23 protein-coding genes and 1 pseudogene are annotated in these 25032 nt (G+C 65.6%); 8 read left to right on the forward strand and 16 right to left on the reverse strand.

Features of this window, described 5'->3' with window-relative positions; genetic code table 11:
- Positions 1 to 5 precede the first annotated feature (5 nt).
- Together HUX88_RS23910 and HUX88_RS23915 are read right to left on the reverse strand one after the other, a co-directional pair.
- Positions 6 to 1535 carry a CocE/NonD family hydrolase gene (locus HUX88_RS23910; protein WP_176363383.1) on the reverse strand — a complete coding sequence of 510 codons (1530 nt, stop codon included), beginning with the start codon at positions 1533 to 1535 and terminating at the stop codon, positions 6 to 8.
- 2 nt (positions 1536 to 1537) lie between these two features.
- Positions 1538 to 2383, reverse strand: coding sequence for a PhzF family phenazine biosynthesis protein (locus HUX88_RS23915; protein WP_117011746.1), 846 nt, complete (start codon positions 2381 to 2383; stop codon positions 1538 to 1540).
- A gap of 129 nt (positions 2384 to 2512) precedes the next feature.
- Between HUX88_RS23915 and HUX88_RS23920 the strand changes: the two genes are divergently transcribed.
- Positions 2513 to 4597, forward strand: a complete 2085-nt coding sequence (locus HUX88_RS23920; protein ID WP_229219507.1) for a S9 family peptidase — start codon at positions 2513 to 2515, stop codon at positions 4595 to 4597.
- Between the two features lie 67 nt (positions 4598 to 4664).
- Here the strand turns inward: HUX88_RS23920 and HUX88_RS23925 are convergent, their stop codons facing one another.
- The 5 genes from HUX88_RS23925 to HUX88_RS23945 all read right to left on the reverse strand — a co-directional run bounded on the left by HUX88_RS23925 (position 4665) and on the right by HUX88_RS23945 (position 11288).
- Positions 4665 to 5792: a trypsin-like serine protease gene (locus HUX88_RS23925; protein ID WP_117011748.1), complete on the reverse strand. Its 1128-nt coding sequence runs from the start codon at positions 5790 to 5792 to the stop codon at positions 4665 to 4667.
- Positions 5793 to 6086: 294 nt separating this feature from the next.
- Complete coding sequence (locus HUX88_RS23930; protein ID WP_229219508.1) at positions 6087 to 8243, reverse strand: metallophosphoesterase; 2157 nt, start codon at positions 8241 to 8243, stop codon at positions 6087 to 6089.
- Positions 8244 to 8341: 98 nt separating this feature from the next.
- Positions 8342 to 9673, reverse strand: a complete 1332-nt coding sequence (locus HUX88_RS23935; RefSeq protein WP_176363385.1) for an MFS transporter — start codon at positions 9671 to 9673, stop codon at positions 8342 to 8344.
- A 123-nt stretch (positions 9674 to 9796) separates the two neighbouring features.
- Positions 9797 to 10507, reverse strand: a complete 711-nt coding sequence (locus HUX88_RS23940) for a BON domain-containing protein (protein ID WP_176363386.1) — start codon at positions 10505 to 10507, stop codon at positions 9797 to 9799.
- Positions 10508 to 10595: 88 nt separating this feature from the next.
- The gene (locus tag HUX88_RS23945; protein WP_176363387.1) at positions 10596 to 11288 is read right to left on the reverse strand and encodes a hypothetical protein; all 693 of its coding nucleotides are present in this window, start codon (positions 11286 to 11288) and stop codon (positions 10596 to 10598) included.
- A 383-nt stretch (positions 11289 to 11671) separates the two neighbouring features.
- Between HUX88_RS23945 and HUX88_RS32590 the strand changes: the two genes are divergently transcribed.
- From HUX88_RS32590 to HUX88_RS32600, 3 genes and pseudogenes are all read left to right on the forward strand, one after another.
- Positions 11672 to 12070, forward strand: a complete 399-nt coding sequence (locus tag HUX88_RS32590) for a hypothetical protein (protein ID WP_229219509.1) — start codon at positions 11672 to 11674, stop codon at positions 12068 to 12070.
- A gap of 249 nt (positions 12071 to 12319) precedes the next feature.
- A pseudogene (locus HUX88_RS32595) lies at positions 12320 to 12436 on the forward strand (transposase); the annotation flags it as partial.
- A gap of 12 nt (positions 12437 to 12448) precedes the next feature.
- Entirely contained in the window at positions 12449 to 12652 is a 204-nt protein-coding gene (locus HUX88_RS32600; RefSeq protein ID WP_229219514.1) for a hypothetical protein, read from the forward strand.
- A gap of 9 nt (positions 12653 to 12661) precedes the next feature.
- Here the strand turns inward: HUX88_RS32600 and HUX88_RS23955 are convergent, their stop codons facing one another.
- The 3 genes from HUX88_RS23955 to HUX88_RS23965 are packed head-to-tail and all read right to left on the reverse strand — an operon-like array spanning position 12662 to position 15624.
- Positions 12662 to 14362 carry a hypothetical protein gene (locus HUX88_RS23955; RefSeq protein ID WP_176363388.1) on the reverse strand — a complete coding sequence of 567 codons (1701 nt, stop codon included), beginning with the start codon at positions 14360 to 14362 and terminating at the stop codon, positions 12662 to 12664.
- Positions 14363 to 14416: 54 nt separating this feature from the next.
- Entirely contained in the window at positions 14417 to 15016 is a 600-nt protein-coding gene (locus HUX88_RS23960) for a short chain dehydrogenase (RefSeq protein WP_176363389.1), read from the reverse strand.
- A complete protein-coding gene (locus HUX88_RS23965; protein WP_176363390.1) occupies positions 15013 to 15624 on the reverse strand; it encodes a short chain dehydrogenase in 612 nt (203 codons plus the stop codon). Before HUX88_RS23965 ends, HUX88_RS23960 begins: the two co-directional genes overlap by 4 nt.
- Positions 15625 to 15724: 100 nt before the next feature.
- On the opposite strand from HUX88_RS23965, the gene HUX88_RS23970 reads away from it, so the two are divergent.
- The gene (locus tag HUX88_RS23970) at positions 15725 to 16645 is read left to right on the forward strand and encodes a LysR family transcriptional regulator (RefSeq protein WP_176363391.1); all 921 of its coding nucleotides are present in this window, start codon (positions 15725 to 15727) and stop codon (positions 16643 to 16645) included.
- 36 nt (positions 16646 to 16681) lie between these two features.
- Here the strand turns inward: HUX88_RS23970 and HUX88_RS23975 are convergent, their stop codons facing one another.
- From HUX88_RS23975 to HUX88_RS23985, 3 genes are read right to left on the reverse strand one after another with little or no spacing between them, the layout of a single operon-like run.
- Positions 16682 to 18163: an efflux transporter outer membrane subunit gene (locus HUX88_RS23975; RefSeq protein ID WP_176363392.1), complete on the reverse strand. Its 1482-nt coding sequence runs from the start codon at positions 18161 to 18163 to the stop codon at positions 16682 to 16684.
- Positions 18164 to 18197: 34 nt separating this feature from the next.
- On the reverse strand, positions 18198 to 19817 hold the full coding sequence (locus HUX88_RS23980; protein WP_117011758.1) for a DHA2 family efflux MFS transporter permease subunit: 1620 nt from the start codon (positions 19815 to 19817) through the stop codon (positions 18198 to 18200).
- Between the two features lie 9 nt (positions 19818 to 19826).
- The gene (locus HUX88_RS23985) at positions 19827 to 20978 is read right to left on the reverse strand and encodes an HlyD family secretion protein (protein WP_117012128.1); all 1152 of its coding nucleotides are present in this window, start codon (positions 20976 to 20978) and stop codon (positions 19827 to 19829) included.
- A 130-nt stretch (positions 20979 to 21108) separates the two neighbouring features.
- Here HUX88_RS23985 and HUX88_RS23990 point away from each other — a divergent pair, with 130 nt between their 5' ends.
- The 3 genes from HUX88_RS23990 to HUX88_RS24000 are packed head-to-tail and all read left to right on the forward strand — an operon-like array spanning position 21109 to position 23017.
- A complete protein-coding gene (locus HUX88_RS23990; protein ID WP_176363393.1) occupies positions 21109 to 21822 on the forward strand; it encodes a TetR/AcrR family transcriptional regulator in 714 nt (237 codons plus the stop codon).
- A gap of 55 nt (positions 21823 to 21877) precedes the next feature.
- Complete coding sequence (locus HUX88_RS23995; protein WP_158568743.1) at positions 21878 to 22060, forward strand: hypothetical protein; 183 nt, start codon at positions 21878 to 21880, stop codon at positions 22058 to 22060.
- A gap of 15 nt (positions 22061 to 22075) precedes the next feature.
- A complete protein-coding gene (locus HUX88_RS24000; protein WP_176363394.1) occupies positions 22076 to 23017 on the forward strand; it encodes an alpha/beta fold hydrolase in 942 nt (313 codons plus the stop codon).
- Between the two features lie 13 nt (positions 23018 to 23030).
- On the opposite strand, the gene HUX88_RS24005 is transcribed toward HUX88_RS24000, so the two are convergent.
- The 3 genes from HUX88_RS24005 to HUX88_RS24015 form a co-directional block, all read right to left on the reverse strand.
- The gene (locus HUX88_RS24005) at positions 23031 to 23327 is read right to left on the reverse strand and encodes a TfoX/Sxy family protein (RefSeq protein WP_117011761.1); all 297 of its coding nucleotides are present in this window, start codon (positions 23325 to 23327) and stop codon (positions 23031 to 23033) included.
- A 31-nt stretch (positions 23328 to 23358) separates the two neighbouring features.
- Positions 23359 to 24015: a thiol:disulfide interchange protein DsbA/DsbL gene (locus HUX88_RS24010; RefSeq protein ID WP_117011762.1), complete on the reverse strand. Its 657-nt coding sequence runs from the start codon at positions 24013 to 24015 to the stop codon at positions 23359 to 23361.
- Between the two features lie 88 nt (positions 24016 to 24103).
- Entirely contained in the window at positions 24104 to 25018 is a 915-nt protein-coding gene (locus HUX88_RS24015) for a LysR family transcriptional regulator (protein WP_117011763.1), read from the reverse strand.
- Positions 25019 to 25032 lie beyond the last annotated feature (14 nt).

Here is a 25032-nt window from a genome sequence, read left to right on the forward strand (position 1 = left end):
CGGGTCTACAGCGGCGCGCCCAGCGACTTCAAGTGCTGGACGGCGTTGCCGTTCTTCGGATCGAGTTGCAGCGAGCGCTGGTAATGCTGGATAGCCAGCGGCTTGTCCTGCGCCGCCTCGTAGGCCTCGGCCAGGCTGTCGTGGGCGTTGCCGCTGTCCGGATGCAGCGTCGCCGCCAGCTTGAGCACGGCGATGGCGCCCTGCTTGTCGCCGGTGCGCAGCAGCTGGTAGCCCCAGAAGTTGAGATTGCTCTCGCTCACTTCAAATTTCGGCTCTTGCTTGCGCATCTTCTCGTACACCTGCTGGATGTCGGCGAAGCCGGACTTGGCCGCTTCGTGCGCCAGCATTTCCAGCGTCGGCGGCGCACCTTCCGACAAGTGGGCCGCCACCGTCAGCAGATGGTCCGGTACGCCGTTCTGCTTAGGAGGCTTGGACAGGAAGGCCTTGGCGGATGCCTGCCCCTTCAGGTAGGCGTCGAGGAACTGCAGCGTGTAGCGCGCCATCCAGCCGTGGGACTGGCTCACCTCGGCCGGCGTGTACTCGTTGTAGGAACTGTCGTCCATGAAGCGCAGCGCCTCGGACGCGAAGGCGAAGTGCTCCATCGCCGGCAGCGTGACGGTGTAGACGTCGGAATATTTCAGCTCGTTGAGGAAGCTGGCGTTGGGCTTGTTGCGCCTGGCGAGATCCTCCAGCGAACGGGGACGCGCGGCCAGGAACAGCATCGGCACGGCCACGCGCGCCGGCTGTACGTACTTGGCTTCCTGCACGCGCTCCGGCCAGTAGCGCACCGAGCCGTCCAGGTTGACCAGCGCCTTGACGCGGCTGTCGCGCGCGGCGACGAAGACGTTGGAGATGCCGCCCCAGCTGTAGCCGGCGACCGCGATGTGGCCGGTGTCGGCCTGCGGCAGCGTGTGGGCGTAGCCGATCAGGAAGGCGATGTCGCCGGCCTGCGCCTCGATGCCTTCCAGGTCGTCGCTCATGCCGCGCCCGTGGGCGCCCATGCTGGGACTGGCGATGACGATGTAGCCGTGGCTGGCCAGGTACTCGCACAGGTCGACGTTCTCGTAGGTCTTGGCGCTGAAGCTGGGGGCGTAGATCACCACAGGGAACTTGCCGGCGGCCGGTTTGGCGTCGCGCAGCGCCCACATGCGGCGCGTCATCTCCTCGCGCGCGCGGGCGGCGCCGACCGGCGAGTCCTTCAGGCGGGAGTCGACATCGGCGGCGATGGCCGCCTCCGTGTTGTCGAAGCGCTCCTCGCTGGCGCCGAGGCGGAAGTAGTCGCCATAGACCATGGCCTTGCCGGACTTTTGCGCCGGATACCAGATCACGGTCTGCATCGGCCGCGCGGTCTCGCCGCTCACGGGCTTGCCGGTGACGATGTCGTATTGGCCGAGATAGCCGCGCGCGTAGTCGTACTGCTCGACCACGCGCAGGCCGACGCTGTGCGGTCCCGGCGTCACATCGAAGCTGAAGTTGGAGGCGGCCTGGCTCACGCCAGCGGTGAAGGACAGGATCAGGGTCAGCAGAAGACGCATGCTCACTCCCCCAGCATGCGGGCGTTGCCGGAGACGCGGATCGAGCTGCCGGCCTGGCCGGAAATCTCCACCCGCAAATGGCAGGGCGCGCCCATATCCTCGCCCTGGATGATGTCGATGGCGCCGCCGTGCGGCCAGTCGAGGTCGCGCAGATAGCCGCCCAGCGCGGCCGCCGCGGCGCCGGTGGCCGGGTCCTCGTACACGCCGCCGGAAGCGAAGGGATTGCGCGCATGGAAGCGCTGCAGCGTCTCCGCGTGCACCAGCGAAATCGTGGCCAGGCCGTGATCGCGCATCAGGTCGCGGCCGTCGGCCAGCTGGTAGCGCATCGCGCTCAGCCGGGCGCGGCTGGCCAGCGCCAGCACCAGGTGGTTGGCGCCGCCGTTGGCGATGGCCGGCGGAATGCGATCGTCCAAGTCGGCATGGCGGTAGCCGAACAGCGCCAGCGCGGCCGTCACCAGCGCGGCCGGGGCCGGCGCGCTGGCGGTGGCCGGCGACTGCAGCGCGGCGCTGCCCTGCCCGTCCTTGCTCTGCGCCTCGACGGTGACGCGGGCATGGTTGGTGGTCAGCGGGAAGACGCCGTCGCCGTTCTGCTGCGCCAGCACCGTGCCCAGCGCGATGGTGGCGTGGCCGCAGAACGGCACCTCGCCGTCCGGCGAGAAATAGCGCACGCGCCAGCCGTCGCCGGTGGGCGCGGCAAACACGGTCTCGGAGTAGCCCATCTCGGCGGCGATGCGCTGCATGGCGGACTCGTCCGGCAGCGCGGAACGGATCATGACGCCGGCCGGATTGCCGCCCTGCCCGCCGGCGGTGAAGGCGGCGACTTTGTGGATCTTGGTGATGGTCTGCATAGATGGCTACTCCACGGTTGAGGATGGATACTTGATTGACAGCAATTGGAGATTTGGTCACTATCGGCGCTTCACCGACTTTGCAGCGACCTCGTCATGACTATACCGCGACTTTCCATTTTTGCCATATTGTTTTCGGCAGGCCTGGCCGGCGGCAGCGCCGCTTACGCCGCCGACGCGCCGGCCGCCCGACACGCGATCACCCACGAGGACGTATGGCTGATGAAACGGGTCGGCGCGCCCGTGCCCAGCCCGGACGGCAAGTGGGCCGTGTTCTCCGTCACCGATCCGGCCTACGACAGCAAGGAACAATGGTCGGACCTGTGGATCAAGTCGCTGACCGACGACACGCCGGCGCGCCGCCTGACCTTCAGCAAGGGCGGCGAGAGCGGCGCGGTGTGGTCGCCGGACAGCAGGCAGCTGGTGTTCGTGGCCAAGCGCGACGGCGACGACGCGGCCCAGCTGTACCGCATCGACGTGGCTGGCGGCGGCGAGGCGCAGCGCCTGACCACGCTGACGCTGGGCGCGCGCCAGCCGAAGTTCAGCCCGGACGGCGCGCAGCTGCTGTTCGTCAGCGACGTCTACCCCGGCGACTCGAGCGAGGACGACGTCAAGAAAAGCGCCAAGGAACGCAAGGACCGCAAGTACTCGGCGCGCGCCTACGAGACCTTCCCGCCGCGCTACTTCGACAAGTGGCTCGACGATAAAAAGGTGCGGCTGTTCGTGATGGACGCGGCGGCCGGCGCCAAGCCGCGCGACCTGCTAGCCGGCAGCAAGCTGGCGGCGCTGCCGGGCTTCGGCGGCGGCCAGGGCGACGAGGGCCAGTCGCTGGACGCGCTGTGGTCGCCGGACGGCAAGGCCGTGGTGTTCGCGGCCTCGACCAATCGCGACGAGGCCGCCCGCGCGGCCGGCTACACGCAGATCTACAGCGTGCCGCTGGCCGGCGGCGAACCGGCGCAGCTGACCCGGGACAAGCACAGCTACGGCAGCCTGAAGTTCAGCGCCGACGGCAGGACGCTGTTCGTCCTGACCCAGGCCGAGGAAGAAGGCAAGGTCTACGACGTGACGCGCCTGGCCAGCTTCGCCTGGCCGCTGACGCAGCCGGCGCCCAGGATGCTGACGGCGTCCCTGGACCGCTCGATCTCGCGCTTCGCACTGCCGGCCGGCACCAGCCGCGTCGTGTTCAGCTACGAGCACGCGGGCCTGGAGCAGCTGCATTCGATCAACTACGCGGGCGGCGACCTGCGCGACGAGGCGTCGCCCGCGACCGGCAGCATCGGCTCGCTGGCGGCCGGCGGCAAGGCCATGGTGGGCGTGTGGGAATCGTCGGTCAATCCGCCCGAGGTGTACGCCTTCGGCAACGGCGCGCCCAAGCGCCTGACCGCGTTCAACACCGAACGCGCCGCCAGCATCGACTGGCAGGCGCCCGAACACTTCTGGTTCAAGGCCAGCGACGGCCGCATGATCCACAACATGCTCGTCAAGCCGGCCAATTTCGACCCGGCCAAAAAGTATCCGCTGTTCGCGGCGATCCACGGCGGCGCGGCCAATATGTGGCGCGACCAGTTCGTGATCCGCTGGAACTACCACCTGCTGGCGCAGCCGGGCTACGTGGTGCTGCTGACCGACTACAAGGGCTCGACCGGCTACGGCGAGGAATTCGCGCGCGCCATCCAGGGCGATCCGCTCAAGGGGCCGGGCGACGAGATCAACGAGGCGGTGGACGAGGCGGTCAAGAAGTTCGGCTACATCGACGGCGGCCGCCTGGCGGCCGGCGGCGCCAGCTACGGCGGCCACCTGGCCAACTGGCTGCAGGCGACCACCACGCGCTACAAGGCCTTCGTGTCGCACGCGGGCGAGATGGACCTGGTGATGCAATGGGGCAGCAGCGACAGCATCCACGGCCGCGAGGTCAACAGCGGCGGCCCGGTGTGGGGCGACCAGGCGGTGTGGCACGAGCAGAGTCCCGTGATGCAGGGCGGGAACCACGCCAAGGGCACGGGCTTCACCACGCCCATCCTGATTTCGGTGGGCGAGCTCGATTACCGCGTGCCGGCCAACAACGCGCTGATGAACTACGCGACCCAGCATCGCCTGAACGTGCCGGCCAAGCTGCTGGTGTTCCCGGACGAGAACCATTGGATTTTGAAGGGCGAGAACAGCCGCTACTTCTACAGCGAGGTGCACGGCTGGCTGGCCAGGTACCTGAAGTAAGACGAAAAAAAACCCCCGTCCGCACTGAATACGCTCAGCCGGACGGGGGTTTTTTATGCTTGCGGAATTACGCTTGCTTGCGGCGGCGGGCCAGGCCCACCAGCGCCAGGCCGGCGATCATCATCGCGTAGGTTTCCGGTTCAGGCACGGCGGTCACCGAGTTGATCCATGCGATGTGCGAGTAGGTCGCGGTGGAACCCGACAGGTCGCCATAGCTGGAACCATTCAGCGACGCATTGTCGCAGTCGGTCATGCCGCCGATCAGGTTGCAAGCGCTGGTACCTTGCCAGCCCCACGAGTGCACGCCCGACAGCAGCCATTCGGTGCCGTTCCAGACGAAATCGCCGCCACCCGAGTCGCCGCCGGCGATCAGGCCTTCCTTCGCGCCCAGGCCGGTGCCGCTGGTCCACTTGTTACCGGTGATATCGCCGATGCGACCCAGCGTGTTGTTGTTGGCTTGACCGCTGTCGAAATCGCTCATGTAGGTGGCGCCAGCCGCGTAATCCGCAGGATTGTAGCCCCAGCTGGCATCTTTGTCGCCGACCGCTTTATTGAACGTCTTGCTGTCGACGTCAAAGGTGTTGTAAGCGTAGTGGCCGTAGCCACCGTCGTTCCAATTGGTGGCCGCGTTGGTGGTGGCTTTCTGGGTGGTGCCATAGCCGGCCATCAGGTAATCCTTGCCGACGTCGTTGGTCGTGCTCAGGTGATAGCCGTTGATGCCGGTGACCGCGGTGTCCAGTTTCAGGATCGCGATGTCGGCGCCGGTGTCAAGCTGGCCGGTCCAGGCCTTGTTGACGTAGGCGTTGCCGACCGAAACGTTGCGCGTCACGGCGGCGCTACCGGCCTGCCAGCCGAACTGCACGGTCATTTTGCTGAAGTCATCGGCGCAATGGGCGGCGGTCAGCACGTACTGGCCGCCGGCCAGCAGCGAACCGGAGCAGGCCCAGTTGCCGCCCGAATTGCTGAAGCTCAGACGGGCAACGCCGTCCAGCGCGCCAGCGACGCCGTTAAAGCTCTGGCCCGCGGTGAAGCGCCAGTTGCTCACTGCCGAGGTGTTGCCGGTCAGCGGCTCCAGCCCCTTGTACGAGTGGACCAGGTTATCGGTCATGTTCGCGTTGGATGCTTGGACTGCGCCGGCGGCCAACAGGGCTGCGGCCACCGCGGCCAGCTTGAATTGTTTGGTTTGGAAAATCATGAATACTATCCTTACTTTTTAGGTTTCTTGTAGAAAGTTATAGGGCCCTGAATAGCAACCGCAGCCATCATCACCGAAGTGCATCCCAGATGGCTGTGGTAGGAAAAGCAATATAACATTGTTCTTTTGCGCACGAAACTTGTTGTAAGAATATTTATTTTTGCTCTACTTTCTTGATAATTGTTACGATTTGTGACAGATATTGCAGAGCTCGCCTAAAGATAGTTGAAACTCAATCCACAATTGTTGACGTGGATCAATTCCCTATCGTCAGGCGACGCTCCCCTCTCCCACCTAGTTGAAGCTGAGCCCGCTGCTGCTGGCGTTGCTCAGCGTCTTGGCCTTCAGGTCGATCGTGAAGTGGTCGCTGGGCTTGCCCGAGCCCAGGCCCTTGAGGATCGCAAACACCTGCTTGAACTGGTTCTGGAACAGCACGTGCACCGGGTTCTGGTCCGACGGCAGGTCGCCGATCTTAACGATCGCGGCCGGCGCCGCCGGGAACGCCGCCATCAACACCTTGTACTGCGCCACGCGCTCGGCGCCCATGTCGCGCAGCGCCAGTTCGCCGGCGTACACGGTGCGGTGGAAGTCGCCGTAGAACTCGTAGGCGCTGATCTTGGCGAAGTCGGCCAGCTTGAGGTTGGCGGCGGCGGCGATCTGCTCGGCCTTGGCGGTGGCGGCGGCCCAGTCGGCCGTCAGCTGGCTGGCGGCGACACCGCCCTCGGCCACGGTGCCCTTGGCGGCGCAGGCGGCCGTGATCGGCAGCACGCCCGGATTGTCCTTCAGCTGCGCCAGCGTGACCTTGGTCTGCAGCTGCGACAGGATCAGCATCTGGCGCGCGTCCAGCGACATCGCCGCTTCCTTCATTTCGCACGGCCAGTAGTCGCCCATGAAGCGCAGGCGCGACAGTTCGCCGAAATAGGTGCGGGTGAATTCGCCATACGATTTGGTGTCGAGGATGCCGCGGTTCCAGCGCTTGGCGATGTCGGCCGCCGCCACGCTGCCCTGCAGGTAGTCGTACTCGGCCTGGTACAGCGGGAACAGCTCGTTGTAGCGCGGGACGCTGTTCAACGCCACGGTCTGCACATCGATCTGGTCCTTGCTCTGGTAGCTGACAATCTTGTAGGCGGCGCCGAACACGGCCAGCGAGGGCGACTGCACATTGACCAGATAGTTGCCCGCCGCGTCCTTGTAGTCGTTGGTGCCGTTGAAGTGCATATGGCCGCCCATGTGCAGCGGCAGGCCGGTGGCGGCCAGCGCGGCGGTGGTGGAAGCGTCCGGCATGCGCGAGACCTGGAACGCGCCCGGCTTGAAGACCGCCTTCATGGCGCCGGTCTGGTTGGCGTAGAAGTCCATGGTCGGATAGTGCGAGAAGGCCATCAGCTGCTTGCCCTGCGCCTTGGCGCGCTCGGTCACCGACTTGATCCATTCCATCTGGTGGATCTTGTGCGTCTGCACCTTGTTCCAGCCCGCGTCGCCGGCGCCGTCGTAGCCCTTGAACGAGGCCGGATTGGCCGGATCGAACTTGGCGTTGGGCACGTGCACATTGGCGTCCAGCGCCAGCAGCCAAATGCCCTTGACCGGCTCGACCAGGTAGCTGGCGTCGATGATGTTGCCGCAGCGGGTGTAGGACTTGCCCAACCGGGCTTCGCCGGCCGCCTTGTAGCTGCCGCCCTCGCCTTCGGCGCAGATTTCAAACTGGCGCTTGCCCAGGTCGGCCGCGGCGGTGGCGGCGGCATAGCTGTACTTGCCGTCGGCGTATTTGGTGAACGGGGTTTCCCAGTAGACGTCGTTCTGGTTCGGCATGTAGCCGAAGTCGGCCAGCTTGGTCAGCAGCTTTTCATAGCCCTGCTCCATCAGCTGGTTGGTGCAGACGACGGCCGGATCCTTGGCCTTGCAGGCGGCCGCGCCGGTGGCGTAGATTTTCTGTTCCTTGCCGTCGCGGGTCAGGAAGTCGTTCTTGCCGGCCTCGTCGTTGTCGAACGGCTCGTTCGGATCGTGGTTGCCCGGCGCGATGAAGAAGCGCATGCCCTTGGCCTGGTACTCGTGCAGGATGTCGGCGATGCCGTCGATGTTGATCGGCTGGGCATCGTCGGAGATGTCGCCCGGGAGCGCCACCAGGCGCAGGCCCTTGCCATACGCATCGTCCAGCGCGCCGCGAAAGGCGAAGTAGTTTTCGTTGAACAGCCGGGTCGAGGTCAGCTCGGCGTACATGGTGCGGATGGTGGCGTTCCTGCCGTCCTTGGTCGGGATGCCGGCGAAATTGGGGTTCTTCAGGTCGCCGTAGATGTTCTCGAAGTGGACGTCGCTCATGAAGGCGACCGCGGTCGGGTTGAAGCCGTTGCCGGGGTTGGTCTCGGTGATCGGCACGCCGTCGCTGCCGCAGGCGGCCAGCAACGAGGTCATGGCGGCGGCCGCGATCAGCTGGCCGCCGGGGAAGGCAAAACGCATACAAACTCCATCAGGCTGTTAAGGTCGAGCGCATTGTTGCACCGGCGCATGACAGCCTGATTACATTTTGGGAGCGCTTCCAGCGTGGTGTCGTCGCGTCAGGCGCTGGCCTTGGTTGGGGGAGCAAGCGGGACGCCCGCCGCCGCCACGGCCGGCTTGCGGATCAGCAGGATGAGACCGGCGGCCACCAGGCAGGCGGCGCCGGCGGCGAACAGCGCCGGGTTATAGGTCAGCATCATGGTGCGGACGCGGCCGGCGCCGTAGGCGGCCACGGCCGCGCCCAGCTGATGGCCGGCGAACACCCAGCCGAACACCATGCCGGCCCTTTCCTTGCCGAAGGTGGCGCCGGCCAGCCGCACCGTCGGCGGCACGGTGGCGATCCAGTCCAGGCCGTAGAACATGGCGAACAGCGACAGCCCGTACAGCGTGAATTCCGAATACGGCAGCCAGAACAGCGACAAGCCGCGCAAGCCGTAGTACATGAACAGCAGCTTGCGGTTGTCGTAGCGGTCCGACAGCCAGCCCGAGGCGATGGTGCCGACCAGGTCGAAGGCGCCCATCATCGCCAGCACCGAGGCGGCCGGCACCGCCGACAGGCCGGCGTCGCCGCACAGCGAGATGAAGTGGGTCTGGATCAGGCCGTTGGTGCTGAGGCCGCAGATGAAGAAGGTGCCGAACAGTATCCAGAACACGCGGTTGCGGGCGGCCTCGGCCAGCACCTTGAACGGCGTGGCGAAGGTCACGCGCATCGGCGCGGCGGGCGGCGCCACCGGCGCGATTCCCGTCAGGGGATCGGCCGGCGCGCCGTACGGGGCCAGGCCGACTTCGCCGGGACGGTTGCGCATCAGCAGGAACACCAGCACGGCCACGATGGCGCAAGCGAGCAGCACCGGAATCACCGCCATGCGCCAGCCGTAGTGCTCGATCAGCCAGGCGCCGACCGGCAGGAACACCAGCTGGCCGGTGGCCGAGCTGGCCGTGAGCACGCCCACCACCAGGCCGCGCCGGGTGTCGAACCAGCGGGTCGAGACGACGGCGCTGAGCACCAGCGCGGTCATGCCGGAACCGACGCCGAGCATGATGCCCCAGAACAGCACCAGCTGCCAGAACTGCGTCATGCGCGTGGCCAGCGCCAGGCCGCTGGCGACCAGCGTCAGCGCGGTGACGACCACGTTGCGCAGGCCGAAGCGTTCCATCAGGATGGCCGCGAACGGCCCCATCAGGCCGAACAGCACGAAGCGCACCGCCAGCGCCGACGAGATCTGCTCGACATCCCAGCCGAACTCCTTCGACAACGGTTGCAGCAGCGCGCCGGGCAGGCCCAGCGCGGCCGACGAACTGAGCCCGGTGAGGAAGGTGATGGCGACGATCACCCAAGAAAAGTGCAGGCCGCGGCCTTGCAGCCAGCGGGATAAAGGTATGGCGAACATGCGGCTCCTCGCGTCATGGGGGCGCGCGGAAGCGCACGCTGGCCCCGATCTTAAATGACGATCATAATGAATGCAAGCAAAAAAAAGGGACCGCGGCGGCGGTCCCCTGCGGCAAGCGGGGGATTACTTGATGCGCAGCGAGCTCTGCACCTTGTTGACGCCCTTGACGTTGCGGGCCACATCGACGGCCTTGTCCACCTCCGCCTGCGACGGCACGAAGCCGCTCAGCATGACGGTGCCGTTGGTGGTTTCCACGTGCACGTCCAGCGATTTCAGGGCGGGCTCAGCCAGCAGTTCGGACTTGACCTTGGTCGTGATCACGGAATCGGCCACGGTGTCCTTGGCCATTTCGCTCTTCTGCCGGGTTTCGCAGGACGCCTTGTCGGTGCCGGTCATGGTGCTGCAATCGATGCCGGTCTGGGCGACGTCGGCCATTTTCTTGCCGGCCTTGGCATCGTTGATGGCGGCCACGTGGGTCGATTTGGCGGTGCTCAGGCAGCTGTCCTTCTCGGCGCCGGTCTGCGGAGCGCACTTGGCCTTGGCCAGGTTGTAGTCGGCGTCCGCCACTTCGGTCTGGGCCTTTTGCACCGAGCGCTTATCGTTCCTGTATTGCATGGTGGCGGTGGCCTCGCTGTTGGCCCGGGCCACCTTGGCCTGCTCCACGCAGATATCCTTGGCGGTGCCCGATTGCGCATCGCAAGCCGCCTTGGCGCTCTTGTAGTCGATCTCGGCCTGCTTGGTGGCCGCCTTGTAGGCGACGGAATCGTTGTTGGGGGTGGCGGCGAAGCTGGCGCTGGTCGCGGCGGCCAGCACGATGAAGAGTAATTTGTTCATGATGTGTCCCTTGTGTGGTGGTTGGTGGACACATTAAACGCCGCCCGGAGACCCTGCTCTGTGCGGGAACGTACAGAGTTACGGATGTTTACTCGTCGCGCAACAGGCCCTGGCGCCACAGGCTCGCCGCCTGTTCGAACAGGGGCTGGGCAGGGTCGAAGGCGGCGCCGCTGGGCGCCAGCTGCAACCACGCCAGCGTGCCGTGCGAACCGGCCGTGCCGGCGGTGGCGGGCTGGCGCACCTGCCGCATCCAGGCGGCGACGGCGGCGTAGTCCTGTGGATGACGATGCTGGGTCCAGGCCAGCGCGACCAGGTCGGCGAAGCCCTCCTCGCGGCGGGTCAGGCGCAGCGCCTGGGCCTGCTCCTGCGCGTGCTCTTGCGCCGGTTGTTGCGCAGGCTGCTCGAAGCCGGCCGGCAGCGCGTGCCACACGCCCTGCGCATAGCGCCAGCAGTGGCCGATCTCGTGGGCGACCATGGCCTCGATCATCAGCGGACGTTGTTCCGCGGGCAGGCCGGCCAGGATGTCCTCGGCGGCGGGATTGCCGCGCATCGACAGCACCAGCTTGCAGCGGCCGTCCTGGAAGCCCAGCGCCAGCGGCACATCGGTAGCGCGCGCCTGCGGTTGCACGGTGATATCGATCGGCAATTTGAGTTCCTGCTTGGCATAGGCCAGTACGGCAGAACCGGCGGTGAGCCAGCGGGTTTCCATATCGGTCAGCGGAGCGGCGGAAGCCAGGCCGACGGACGACAGGAGCAGCAGGAATAAGGTGCGCTTGATCATGGTGATCAAACTGTAGCACGCCCAAAGCAAGATTTATTGCTCCAAAGCAGGTTCAACAACAACTTATTTCTACGTAGAAAAAATTGAATGCTTGCAAAATTGGGGTCAAGTCTGCCGTAGCGGCTGCTACGGCAGAGCTCGCTGTGTCCAATGTCAGACTTCAGAGATACGTACCGCATCTCCATCGGATAATAACGAAGCGTGCGGCCGGGCGGAGTGACGTGCTGATCAGGACTTAGTGCCATGTGGAGCACGGTCAGATAGGTGCTCGCCCGTTTCATTTGATAAGTCCGAACGGTATCTTGGGAATATCGTGTCAATGCGTAAGCCTGCATACGAGGGAAGGTCAAAAATGGATGCGATATACGCAGCAGTAGGTATTGATGCGTCGCAAGAGAAAATTAGATATTGCACTGCTGGTCAAATGGAAAAACCAAGACCAAGGTGCTGGAAAACTCCATCGAAGGTCACCGAGCGCTGCTCGATTGGCTGGGCAAATCCAAGGTGCCGTTATCGGCCTTGGCACGTTTGCATGGAGGCGACCGGGTGTATTCCGAGCCGGTGGCGCTTTTGCGTTGCACCAGGCCGGCCTGATGGTGAAGGTGGGAGAATCCGGCCTGCATCAAAGCGCTTTGGGCCACAGCGAGAATATCTGCAACAAGAACGATGCCATCGACGCCGGCCTGATCGTCGCTACCAGCAGCAATGCGGCCTGCGCCCTTGAGTCCGCCGCCGCTGGAGCAGCGCCAGTTGCGGGCATGGACTCAGCGTTCAAGCCTTGAAGGATATCCGCCAGCAGGAAGAAAAAAACCGGCTGGAGGCGTTAGCCATCGGTGGAATGGACGAGGTGGTGCAGCACGTGCGGCGGCATATCACCTGGCTCAGCGCAGAAATTGAGAAGCTTGAAAGACATCGACGATCACATCGATCGCCATCCTGGCCTGAAGCACGATGCGGAGTTGCTCACCACAATCCCCGGCGCGTAGACCACGGCGGCCAAAGTATTGGGGAGTTTAAGTGATATCCGCCGCTTGGCAGCGCGAAAGCCTTCTGCCGCCTTCCTTGGCGTAACGCCCAAGCAACGCAGCTCCGGAAGCTCAGTGAGGGGACGAACGACCATCAGTCGAACAGGCAATACATCATTGCGCGCTGCGCTGTATATGCCTAGCCTGGTGGCGCGCCGTCATAACCCCATCCTGCGCCAATTCGCTGAGCGGCTTGCCGCGACTGGCATGGCACAGAAAGCCGTGATCGGTGCAGTCATGCACAAACTGGCTCACTTGATTTATGGGGTGATACACAATGACAAGCCTTTCGATCCTAATTACTTATCGAAAGGGCTTGCCATTCAAGACGGTATCTGACCCCAGGGGTTATTTGCCGAGCAGGGTATTGGCGGTCTTGAACTCGGGGCGGATGTCGTTCGGCACCGTCTTCATTTTGTCCAACGCCTTTTGCACGTCGGGACGGATCACCACGTACTTGGCCATCATCTCCTTGGCACGGGCGTAGTCGCCGGTCGCTTCGATGGTGAGGAACTCGCGGTCAAGGTCGATCACCGCCTGCTTGATCTTCTTGAAGTCCACCGCGAAGGTGCCGTCGCCGTGCGAGATGAAGCCGCCCTTGTCGAGGATGTAGTTCATCTGGATCGCCATGCCGCGCGCGTGCGAGTCGGTCAGGCCGAAGTGCAGCGTGCGGAAGGCCGAGGCCAGGAAGGTCGTGTACAGCTTGCGCTCGGCCGCCGCGCCCTGCCCCAGCGTGCCGGCCAGCTGGCCCTTGTCCATCATGTAGGCCAGCGCGTACAGGCCTGTAATATCGGCCTTGGCTTCCTCGATGGTGGAGTAGGCTTCCTTCAGGTCCTGGCGCGGCGTCGATTCGGCGCCGTTGGCCTTGGTGATGTGCGGGCCCAGGCCGTGCGTGATTTCATGCGCCAGGATGTGCGTGAAGAAGGAGTCGAAGTCGACGTCCTTCTGGTCGGCCGGCTTGAGCACCAGCTTGGATATCGGCGTCAGCGTGGACTTGAATTTGGCCTGCTGCACGTTCTTCAGCATCACGCGCTTGGAGCCGCGCTGGCTGATGATGCGCTCGTCGTTCGGCAGGTTGTAGGCGGCGGTCTGCACGCCCATGTTGCCGTCGCCCGCGCCGTAGACCTGATTGACCACCACCATCGGCGCCAGCGCGCCTACTTTCGGATTGCGGTACTTGGCGTCCAGCGGCAGGTTGTCTTCCAGCTCCTGCATATGCTTGGCGAAGAAGTCCAGCTTCTGCGTCTCCTTCTGGTCGCGGATGTTGACGTAGGCTTCAAACGCGGCCTTGTAGCCAAACAGTTCGTCGTTGTAGGTCTCGTAGGGTCCGATGGTGATGTCGACCGGCGCGTCCAGGTCCATCCACGCGAAGTCGGAGGCCAGGTAGTCGTTGCTCAGGAAGGCGTCGGCGCGCAGCTGCAGGAATTTCTTCAGCGAGGCGTTGTCGGTGTCGGCGGCGGCCTGCTTGAGCAGCGCGGCGGCCTTCTCCAGCTCCGGCTTGTACTCGTCCGAATATTTGACGACGGCGAACTGGCCCGCCGCGTTCTTGCGGATGGTGGTGAAGAACCACTGCGCCTGCTCCTTGTCCTTCGCCGGCAGCGCGTTCATCCAGCTCTCCAACGCCTGCTTGGTCGCGCCTTCGGGATAGAAGTTGCCGGATTCCGGCTTCTTCTCCGGGATCGCGATGCCGCTCACTTCCGCAGGCAGGAAGCGCTGATGGTCGTCCAGGATCGACCACGGACCTTTGTTGAGCCAGAAGTAGTTCAGGCGCGCCTTGCCCAGCGGGGTCTGGTCTTTTTGCAGCGCGGCCCACAACGCCTCGTTGCCGGACCAGCGCTGGCGCAGCTGCAGCACGTCGATGATCTTGGCGGCCTCGATCAACTTGGCGATGGCGCGCTTGTCGCCGGCGGACAGCTGGCTGGTGTCGGCGGTCAATGCGACCGGCGCGAAGCGCTTGGTCATCTTGTCCAATTCGGCCAGGCTGGCCGGCGCGGCGTAAGCGGAAGCGCAGGCGAAAGCCATGGCCAGAGGGAGCAGTATTTTTTTCATTCGAACCTCGTGGTGGAGTGAGATCCGCATTGTAGTACACGGATCCCGCTCCTCCTACCAGGCCCGGTACACCCGCCCCGTTTCCGCGCCGTCCACGCTGCGCGCGTAGGACAGCGCGGCGCGGCTGGCCGCGATCGGCTCGAAGCCGGTGAACAGCTCACCGAACAAATGCACGGACTCCTTCAGCACCGTCGGGCTGACCGCGTTGATGCGCAAGCCGCGCGGCAGCTCGATCGCGGCCGCCCGCACAAAACCCTGCACCGCCGCGTTGGCGGTGGACGCCGCCACCGCGCCGCGTATCGGCTGCTCGGTATCGACGCCGCTGGTCAGCGTGATCGAACCGCCATCGTTGAGCAACTCCCGCGCCACCAGCGCCACGTTGACCTGCCCCATCAACTTGCCGCGCAAGCCCACGTGGAAATGCTCGGGCGTGAGCTCCGCCAGCGACCCCACATGCAGCGCTCCCGCGGCCACCACCACCGCGTCGACGCGCCCCACCTTCCCGAACAACGCCCGTACCTGCGCGATGTCCTCGATATCGACCTGGTGCTGTCCGCCGCGCGCGCCGACCACGATGACCTCATGCCGCGGCTTCAATTGCTCGACCACTGCGCCGCCGATGGTCCCGGTCCCGCCGATCACCATCACCTTCATGCCGACGCTCCCCAGGCGCGATACACCTGCCCGGTCTGCGCACCGTCCACGCTGCGCGCATACGCCAGCGCGGCGCGGCGCGCAGGCACCGGCTCGAAGCCGATGAAGAACGGCCCGTAGTTGCCCATCGATTCCTCCAACACGGTCGGGCTGACGGCGTTGATGCGCAAGCCGCGCGGCAGCTCGATCGCCGCCGCCCGCACAAAGCCCTCGACCGCCGCGTTGACCATGGTGGCGCTGGCGCCGTTGCGGATCGGCTCATCGGCCACGATGCCGCTGGTGAGCGTGATCGAGCCGCCGTCGTTCAGGTACTCCCGCGCCACCAGCGCCACGTTGACCTGCCCCATCAACTTGCTGTTCAGGCCCACGTAAAACTGCTCCGGCGTGAACCCATCCAGCGGCGCAAAGTGCAGTGAGCCGGCCGCCACCACCACCGCATCCACGCGGCCGATCTGCGCGAACACGGCCCGCACCTGCGCGATATCGGCGATATCGGCCTGATACTGCCCGCTGCTGGCGCCGACCGTGACGATCTCGTGCCGCTGCCCCAGTTGCTCGACCACTGCCTTGCCGACCGTGCCGGCCGCTCCGATGACGACTACTTTCATGCTGTTCTCCCGGTGAGTGAAAACGCCAGTATCGTCCACAACGTCAAAGGAATAAATGAGCTAAGATGAAGATCATTACTAACTCAGCATTAGCAATCACATGGACAAGCTGCGCAGCATGGAGATCTTCGTCGCCGTGGTCGACGCCGGCAATTTCACGGCTGCCGCTAGCGCCTTCCAGCTGTCTCCGGTCATGATCGGCAAGCACATCGCCCACCTGGAGGCCACGCTGGGCGCGCGCCTGCTGACCCGCACCACGCGCCGCCAAAGCCTGACCGAGATCGGCGCCCAGTACGTCGAACAATGCCGGGCCATCCTGGCGCAGATCGCCGCCGCCGAATCCGGCGCCGAGGCGATGCGCAGCGTGCCGCGCGGACGGCTCAGGATCACCGCGCCGGTCTCCTTCGGCAGCGAATGGCTGGCGCCCGCCATCAGCGACTACCTGCGCCTGCACCCGGAAGTGGGCGTGGACCTGAGCCTCAACGACCGCATGGTCGACCTGGTGGAGGAAGGCTACGACGCCGCCGTACGCATCGGCGCGCTGGACGATTCCGGCATGATCGCGCGGCCGCTGTTCAACTACGGGATGGTGATCTGCGCCTCGCCGGCCTACCTGAAAAAGCACGGGACGCCACGCACGCCGGAAGACCTGGCGCGGCACGAATGCCTCGACTACATGGTGGGTGCGGTCGGCGTGCGTTGGCGCCTGCAATCGGTGCACGGCCAGCGCGGCAAGCACACGCCGCCGCCCAGCCGCTTCCGCACCAACAGCGGCCAGGCGCTGCGCATGGCCGCGCTCAAGGATTTCGGCATCGTGATGCAGGCCGAGGTGCTGCTGGCGCAGGACATCGCCGCCGGCCGATTGAAGCCGGTGCTGTGCGACTATCTGCCGCCGGCCCGCCCCATGCACCTGGTCTACCCGCGCGACCGCCTGGCCACGCCCAAGCTGACCACATTCATCGACTTCATCGTGGAACGCTTCGGGCCAGCGGCAGCGCTGCCGCTGGCCTCTTCCGCGTAGGGACCTCGCCCGGCGTTGCACCGGGCGGAAAACACTTTACTTCGCCAGCGGCTTGATCGCGCCGTTCTGCGCCACCGACGCCAGCTGCGCCGACGGCTGCCAGCCCGCGCCCAGCGCGCGCGCCACCGACACCGCCGCCAGCAGGCGCTGGGTGTTGATCTGCACCGCCGCGCGGTCGGCCGCCAGCGCGCTGCGCTGCGCGTCGGTCACGTCCAGGTAGGTCGACACGCCACGCTCGTAGCGCGCACGCGCCACCAGGTAGCCGCGCGCCGCCGCCACTTGCGAGGCCGATTGCACCTCGCCCTGCAGCTGGCGTTCCTGCACATCGGACAGCGCGTCTTCCACTTCGCGCAGCGCCGTCAGCAGCTTGGTCTCGTGGTTGGCGATCGCCTCTTCATAGCGCGCCTTGGAGATGGCGAGGTTGGCCTTGTTGCGGCCACCGTCGAAGATCGGCAGCGACAGCGCCAACGGGCCGACGCTGAACTGGCGCGAACCGCCCTTGCCCAATTCCTTCAAGCTCTCCGACGCGTAGCCGAAGTTCGACGTCAGCGACAGCGAAGGATAGAACGCGCCTTCGGCCACGCCGATCTGCGCATTGGCCGCGCGCAGGTTGGCCACGCTGCCCGCCAAATCCGGACGCTGCGACAGCAGGCTGGCCGGCAGGCCGACCGGAATCGCCGGTGGTTGCGGCAGCACGGCGGCATTGGCGTTCGGCGCCGTCAGCAGCGCCGATGGCGAGGCGCCGACCAGCGTCGCCAGGCTGTGTTCCAGCAGATTGCGCTGGCGCTGCACTTCATGCAGGTCGGCCTGCGCGTTGGCGCGCTCGATGCGGGCGCGCGACACGTCCAGCTCATTCGACAGGCCGGCGTTGAAGCGCGCCGTCACCAGTTCCTCGGTTTCGCGGCGGGTATCGAGCGCGCCGTTCAGGATCGCCATCTCGGCGTCCAGGCCGCGCAGCTGCCAGTAGTTGGTCGCCAGCTGCGACGACAGCATCAACAGCACGCCGTCGCGGTCCGCCTCGGCGGCCAGCGCCTGCGCGTCGGACGCCTCCACCAGGCGGCGCACGCGGCCCAGCAGGTCGACCTCATACGACATGGATGCGCCCACCGTGTAGTTGTTGCCCTTGATCGAACGGCCGCCCAGCGCCAGGCCCTGCGAAGTCTCGGCCGAGGTGCGCGAGTTCGACACCGACGTGCTCACGCTCAGCGACGGCTGCTGGTTGGCGCGCGACAGGCCGGCCTGCTCCAGCGCCACCACCAGCCGCTGTGCGGCGGCCTTCACACTCGGGTTGTCGCGCAGCGCGGTCTGTTCGAGACGGTTCAGGGTATCGTCGTTGAACACGGTCCACCACTGCGCGGGCAGGTGCGCCTCGCTGGCGCCGGCTTGCGGCAGGTGGCGGAACGACGCGTCGGCGACGTTCTTCGGCGCGGCGAAATCGCTGCCGACGGTGGCGCAGCCGGTGACGGCCAGCGTAACGGAAACAGCGAGCGTCAGACGCTTCAGAGCTGAATTCAACATGGTGTTACCTCACTTAAAATTGTTTGGAAGGCGCCTAGTGCGCGCCACCGCCGCCACCCGAAGGGGCTTTGACTTTGTCCGAGAACCACAGCACGCCGATGCAGCCGAACAGCACCATCGCGACCAGGAAGAAGCCGTCGTTATAGGCCATCACATAAGCCTCGCGCCGCACGATGCCGTCGACCGCCTTGAGCGCCATGTCCGACGCGCTGGTGGCGTCGAAGCCCTTGCTCATGAACGATTGCGTCAGCGCGGCCAGGCGTTCCTGCGTGGCGGCCGCGAAGCCGGTCACCGATTCGCCCAGGCGCTGCGAGTGGAAATGCTCGCGCGACGTCAGCGCGGTGGCCAGCAATGCGATGCCGATCGAGCCGCCCAGGTTGCGGGTCATGTTGATCAGGCTCGAAGCCGATGGCATGTCCTTCGGCGAGATGCCGTTCATCGCGAAGTTCGACAGCGTCAGCATCACGAACGGCTGGCCCAGCGCGCGCACCACCTGCGACAGCAGCAGCTGGTCGTAGCCGGTGGTGGCGTCCATGTAGGCGTTCATCAGGCAGGAGCCGCCGAACAGCAACAGGCCGAAGCTGCACAGGATGCGGTTGTCGACCTTCGACGACAGCTTGGCCACGAACGGCATGATGAACAGCTGCGGCAGGCCGACCCACATGATGACCTCACCGATCTGCATCGGCGAGTAGCCGGCGATCTGGCCCAGGTACAGCGGCAGCAGGAACGAGGAGCCGTACAGGCCCATGCCCATCGCCATCGACAGCGCGGTGGCGGCGAAGAAGTTGCGCTGGCCGTACAGGCCCAGGTTGACGAAGGGCTGCTTGCGCATCGCCCCCGTCACCGCCCAGCCGAGCAGGCCGACGATGGCCATCGCCGCGAAGGTGATGATGAACGAGGAATCGAACCAGTCCTTGCTGTTGCCCTCTTCCAGGAAGATGGTCAGGCTGCCCAGGCCCATGGCCATGAAGGCGATGCCCAGCCAGTCGGCGTTGAACAGCAGGTTGGGCTGGAACTTCTCCTTGTCCAGGCCCAGCGCGATGCCGCCGATCAGCAGCACGCCCGGCACCCAGTTGATGTAGAAGATCGACGGCCAGCCATACAGCTCGCTCAGGTAGCCGCCGAAGGTCGGACCCATGGCCGGCGCCAGCGTGGCCGTCAGGCCGAAGATGGCCATGCCGGCGGCGCGCTTGGACGGCGGCAGCTTGGTCATCACCAAGGTCATCGCCATCGGGATCAGCGCGCCGCCGGTGAAGCCCTGCAGCATGCGGAACACGATCATGCTCGGCAGGTTCCAGGCGAAGCCGCACAGCGTGGAGAAGACCAGGAACAGCGAGGTGGTGCCCATCAGGTAGGCGCGCATGCCGAACACGCGGGTCAGCAGGCCGGTCATCGGAATGACGATGATCTCCGCCACCAGGTAGGCGGTGGCGATCCACGAGCCCTCTTCCTGCGTGGCCGACAAGGTGCCCAGGATGTCCTTGAGCGACGAGTTGGTGATCTGGATGTCGAGCACCGCCATGAAGGCGCCCAGCATGCCGGCGGCCACCGCCATCCAGGTGCGGCCGGAGACCTTCTCGGCCGGCATGGCCGGGGCGGACGCGGGCTTCCCCACGCCGCCGGCCGGCGTATCGATTGTGGTGCTGGCCATGGTGGCTCCTTAGTGCGCGGCTTTGGCGTCGGATTGGTTCACTGCCACTTCGGCGATCGCCGACATGCCCGGCACCAGGCGGCCGCTCAGGGCCTTGACGTCTTCCGGCTTGAAGGTGATCTTGACCGGCACGCGCTGGACGATCTTGGTGAAGTTACCGGTGGCGTTATCGGCCGGCAGCAGCGCAAACTGGGCGCCGGAGGCCGGCGCGAAGCTGTCCACTTTGCCGATCAGCTCACGGCCCGGAATCGCGTCGATCGACACTTTGACTTCCTGGCCCGGCTTCAGGTCGGCCAATTGGGTTTCCTTGAAGTTGGCGGTCAGCCAGACGTTTTCCTGCACGATGGCGGTCAGCTGCTGGCCGGCCGTCACGCGCTGGCCCACTTCGATGGTGCGCTTGCCGATCCGGCCGCCGACCGGCGCCAGGATGCGGTTGTAGGCCAGCTGCTGCTCGGCGTCCTTGAGCTGCACGCGCAGCACGGTCACTTGCGCCTTGAGCACGTCGCGCGCCGATTGAGCGGCGGTGATCTGCGCCTTGGCGGCGGTGGCGCTGTCCTTGCGCGCGGCCAGGTCGGCCACGGCGCTGGCGCGGCCGGCGACGGCGGTGTCCAGCTCCGCTTTCGAGACGGCCTTCATCTGGCTGTTGTACAGCTGGCCGTAACGCTCGGCGTCCTGCTTGGCGCGCACCAGTTGCGCTTCCGACTGCGCCACCTGGGCGGCGGCGGCGCTGGCCTGGGCCTGGACCTGGGCGATCTGCGCGTCCGACTGCGCGACCTGCTGTTCGGCGGTGGCGATCTGCGCCTGGATCTGCTCGACCTTCACGTGCTGGTCGAACGGATCGAGTTCGGCGATGACATCGCCTTCCTTGACGATCTGGTTATCGTCGATCATCACCTTGGTGACCACGCCGGCGATGCGCGCCGACACCGGATGCACGTGGCCGGCCACATAGGCGTTTTCCGTCTCGACGAAATAATGGCTGCGATACCACATGCGGCCGCCGGCGGCCAGCGCGGCCAGGGCGACAACGGCGGCGATCACCACCACGCGGCGGTTGGACTTTGCCGGCGCGGCTGGAGCGGCCGGCGCGGCTGGCGCCGCCGGCTGGCCAGCGGGGACGGCGCTGAGCACTTTTTGTTCTTGGTTGTGCTGAGTGGACATGTGCAGCTCCAAATAAATGAAATGGGAGAAGTGCATTATTAGCCCGAATGTGAGCAAAGTCAAGAAATGAAACGATTGCATTTCATTTTATTTTGGACTACGATGTATGCATCCATTACCATGTCATCCCATGAAAATCACCGCCAACGCCGCCGCCCTGGACGACCCGGATTGCCCCGAGGGCGCCGCCAACGATTCGCCCGACTCCCCCTGCTTCGGCAAGGCGGCCGGGCGTCCGCGCGCGGCCGACAAGGAAGCCCGCCTGCAATCGCTGCTGCACACGGCCGCCTCCCTGTTCCTGGAAAAAGGCTATAGCAAGGTCAGCCTGGAAATGATCGCGCGCGAAGCCCATGTGGCGGTGCGTACGATCTATGTCAAATTCGGCGGCAAGGCCGGGCTGCTGAGCGCGGTCATCACCAACGGCCGCGCGCGCTTCTTCGCCGGCATGACCGACCTGCAGTCGGACCCGCGACCGTTCCGCGAAGTGATGGACGACTTCGCGCTGCGCTTCCTGGAACTGGTGACGGTGCCCGCCTTCGTCAGCCTGCACCGCATGGTGGTGGCCGAGGCCCGCACCACGCCGGAGCTGGCGGACACCTTCTACCAGGCCGGCCCGCTGCGCACCCGCGAGGAACTGACGCGCTTTTTCAGCCGTGCCGACATCCGCGAGCAACTGCGTCCGGAAGTGCCGGTCGAAACACTGGCGGTGCACCTGATCGCCTGCATCATGGGCGACACCATGGTCCGCATGCTGTTCCCGACCGACCAGCCGCCATCGGTGGACGAACTGCGCGCCCGCGCGCAGCAGGGGCTGGACCTGTTCTATCGCGCCGTGCTGCGTTAGACGCTGTGCATTTTTGTCGTTTGCTCTATACTGGATTTTTAGCCACGGAGCACACATGAGCAAATCGAATAGACTGGACTGGAGCAGGCAGGTAACGCTCATGAATGAGCGCATCAAGAACTTCCAGGCCAACCCCGGCCAGGAGCAGCTCGACGCCGTCATCGAGGAACTGCAAGCCTACGCGGAAGCCGCGCGCAACGGCGGCATCGAAATCCCGACCCGCTTCACCGTCAACTGAGTCGCCGCGCCGCGTATGACGAAAGCACTGCGGTGGATACTGATCGTAGTCGTGCTGGCCGGTGGCGCCGCCGCCGGCTACCAGCGTTACGTCAATCCTGAAAAATCCATACTGGACGACCAGGCCCGCAACAGCGCGGGCGCGCCAGGCGCCTTCGTGGCGTTGAGCGACGGCGTCACCCATTACGAAGCGGCCGGCCCGGCCAATGGCCGCGTGGCCTTGCTGGTGCACGGCTTCTCGGTGCCGTCCTACATCTGGGACCCGACCTTCAAGGCACTTGCCGACGCGGGCTACCGCGTGATCCGCTACGACCTGTTCGGACGCGGCCTGTCCGACCGTCCCGACGCCGCCTACGACGGCGCCTTCTACGATCGCCAGATCGACGACCTGCTCAAGGCGCTGCAAGCGAACGGGCCGGTGGATTTGTTCGGCCTGTCGTTCGGCGGCTATGTCACGGCGCACTACGCATCGACGCATCCGCAGCGCGTTCGCACCTTGACGCTGGTCGATCCATCGAATACGCGGCCGACCATTCCCTGGCAACTGCGGGCGCCGTTGCTGGGCCCCTACCTGTTCCAGGTTGGCGCGGTGCCCGGCATGGCCGACAACCAGGCCGGCGACTTCCTGCATCCCGAACAGTTCCCCGGCTGGGCCGACCGCTATCGCCCGCAGATGGCGTATCGCGGCTTCGGCCGCGCGTTGTACCGGTCGCGGATGCAGATGACGGAGGTGGATTTCGACGCGATGTACACGACCATCGCCAAGGCGGGCCTGCCGGTGCAGCTCATCTGGGGCAAGCAGGATCCGACGCTGCCGGTGGCGCAGTCGGCCCACATCCGGCGCGCGATGCCCGCCCTCGCCTACGTCGAGATCGACCAGTCCGGCCACCTGCCGCAGATGGAGCAGACGGCCATCTTCAACCAGCACATGCTGGCCTTCCTGGCCGCGCATCCGTGACGTTGACGCGGCCTTACCCAGCCGCGTTGATCGCCTTGCGCGCCCAGGCCAGCATCTGCTCGGGATCGTCCAGCAGGAACTCGGGCGCCGTGTAGTACTTCGTGACCAGCACCGTGCCCTTCTTCGTCTCGTAGGAAAAAGGCGCCGCGCCTGCGGCCTCGAACTCGGCGCGGGTGGCGTCGCCGACGCGCAGGTACAGCGTGCTGCCGATCACCCACGCGAACTGCCGGCCGTGATACTTGAAGGCGCGGCCGCCGAAGAAAGCGGCGTCCGACACCACAGCGCCGAGCGGCGCGAATTGCTCGCGCATCCAGCCTACAAACTCGGCGCTCGCAGCCACCTTATTTGCGCGACATCGCCACCAGCGCGTCCAGCACCTGCAAGGTGGCCTGGTCCAGCTGCGGGCGCGGGATGCCGGGATTGCTGGCGTCCACCATCGAAGGATTGGTCAGGTAGCGGCCGTTGACGATCAGCGTCGGCGTGCTGTTGACTTCATACGTGCCGGCCACGCGGCCCGCGCTCTTCAACTTGGCGATGACCGAGAACGAGTTATACGCGGCCACGTATTTGTCCTTGTCGACGCCGTTCTTCACGGCCCAGTCGATATTGTCCGCATCGCTCTTCAGGCGGCGGCGCTCCACGTGCCAGGTGGTCAGCAGCTTGGCGTGCAACGACTCTTCCAGCTTCAACGCCTCCAGCGTCAGGAACATATGCGCTTCCGGATCGTTCTCGCCGGTCAGCGGCAGGTGGATGCGGCGGAACACGATGCCGTCGCCCTGCTTCTTCACCCACGCCAGCATCGCCGGCTCCAGCGCGTAGCACGCCGGGCAGTGGTACATGAAGAACTCGATCACCTCGACCTTCTTGCCCTCGGCCTGCACCGGCTGCGGCGTCTTCAGGGTGGTGTACTCGGCGCCGTTCTTGGGCGCGGTGGGCGATGCGAAAGCGGCGCCGGCCAACAAGGCGGTGGCTGCGACAACGAGTTTCAGGCGAAGCATGGTTATCCTTTATGAAAAAATCTGCAGAGCGAATATACCAGCTTCCCACGCGCCGCGCCTGCCGGATTTGGCCCTCATTAAGCCCGCATTAAGTCACCGCCGCCGGCCGCGCCTCCAACCCGGCGATATCCTTCATCAGCGCGATCAACCGCTGCGCGCCCAGGCCCAGCGGACGGTCGTTGAGCCACACCACGTCCACCCACAGGCGCAGCTGGTTGCTCATGTGCGCGAAGCCTATGCCCAGCAGCTCGCCCGAATCGAGCAGCGGCACGGCCAGCCGGTGCGGCAGATACGCCCAGCCCACGCCGGCGCGCACCAGGCTCAGTGTCGCCAGATGGCTGTCGGTGCGCCACAGCTTGCGCGAGATGAGCACCCGCTCGTCCTCTATCCCCGCGTCGCGGCCGGCGATGGCCACCTGCCGCATGTCGACCAGCTCCTCCAGCCGGAACTGCCCGTTGCACTCGCGCGCCAGCGGATGCCGCGGCGAGATCACCGCCACCATCACCTCGCTGCCCAGTTCCTGGAAGCTCTCGCGCTGGTCGATCTGCGGCCGCTCGTAGATCAGCGCCAGCTGCGCCGAGCCCTCGTGCAGCATGCGCAGCGCATCGTTCTGCGGCGCCGACACCACGTCCACCTCCAGCGACGGGAACTCCTCCGCCAGCCGCGCCAGCGGATCGCTCCACGGCGCCGACAGCAGCTCGGGCGCGATCGCCAGCGTCAGGCGCCGCTCCAGTCCCTGGTGCAGCGACAGCGCGTGCGCCTGCAGGCGGCGCAACTGGCCCGCCATCTGCCGCGCCTCCGCCTCCAGCGCGCGTGCCGACTCGGTGGGCCGCACCTCGCGCGAGGTACGGTCGAACAGCTGCAGATCGAGTTCCGCCTCCAGGTTAGCGATCGCCATGCTGACGGCCGACGGCACCCGCCCCAGCGCCCGCGCCGCTGCGGAAAAGGAACCGTGATCGAGCACGGCGAGAAAGATGGCGATGTTATCGCTGGAGAAGGCCATAGCCTCATGCTGTC

The organism is Duganella sp. BJB1802 (assembly GCF_013369445.1).
Taxonomy (GTDB): domain Bacteria; phylum Pseudomonadota; class Gammaproteobacteria; order Burkholderiales; family Burkholderiaceae_D; genus Rugamonas; species Rugamonas vulcania_A.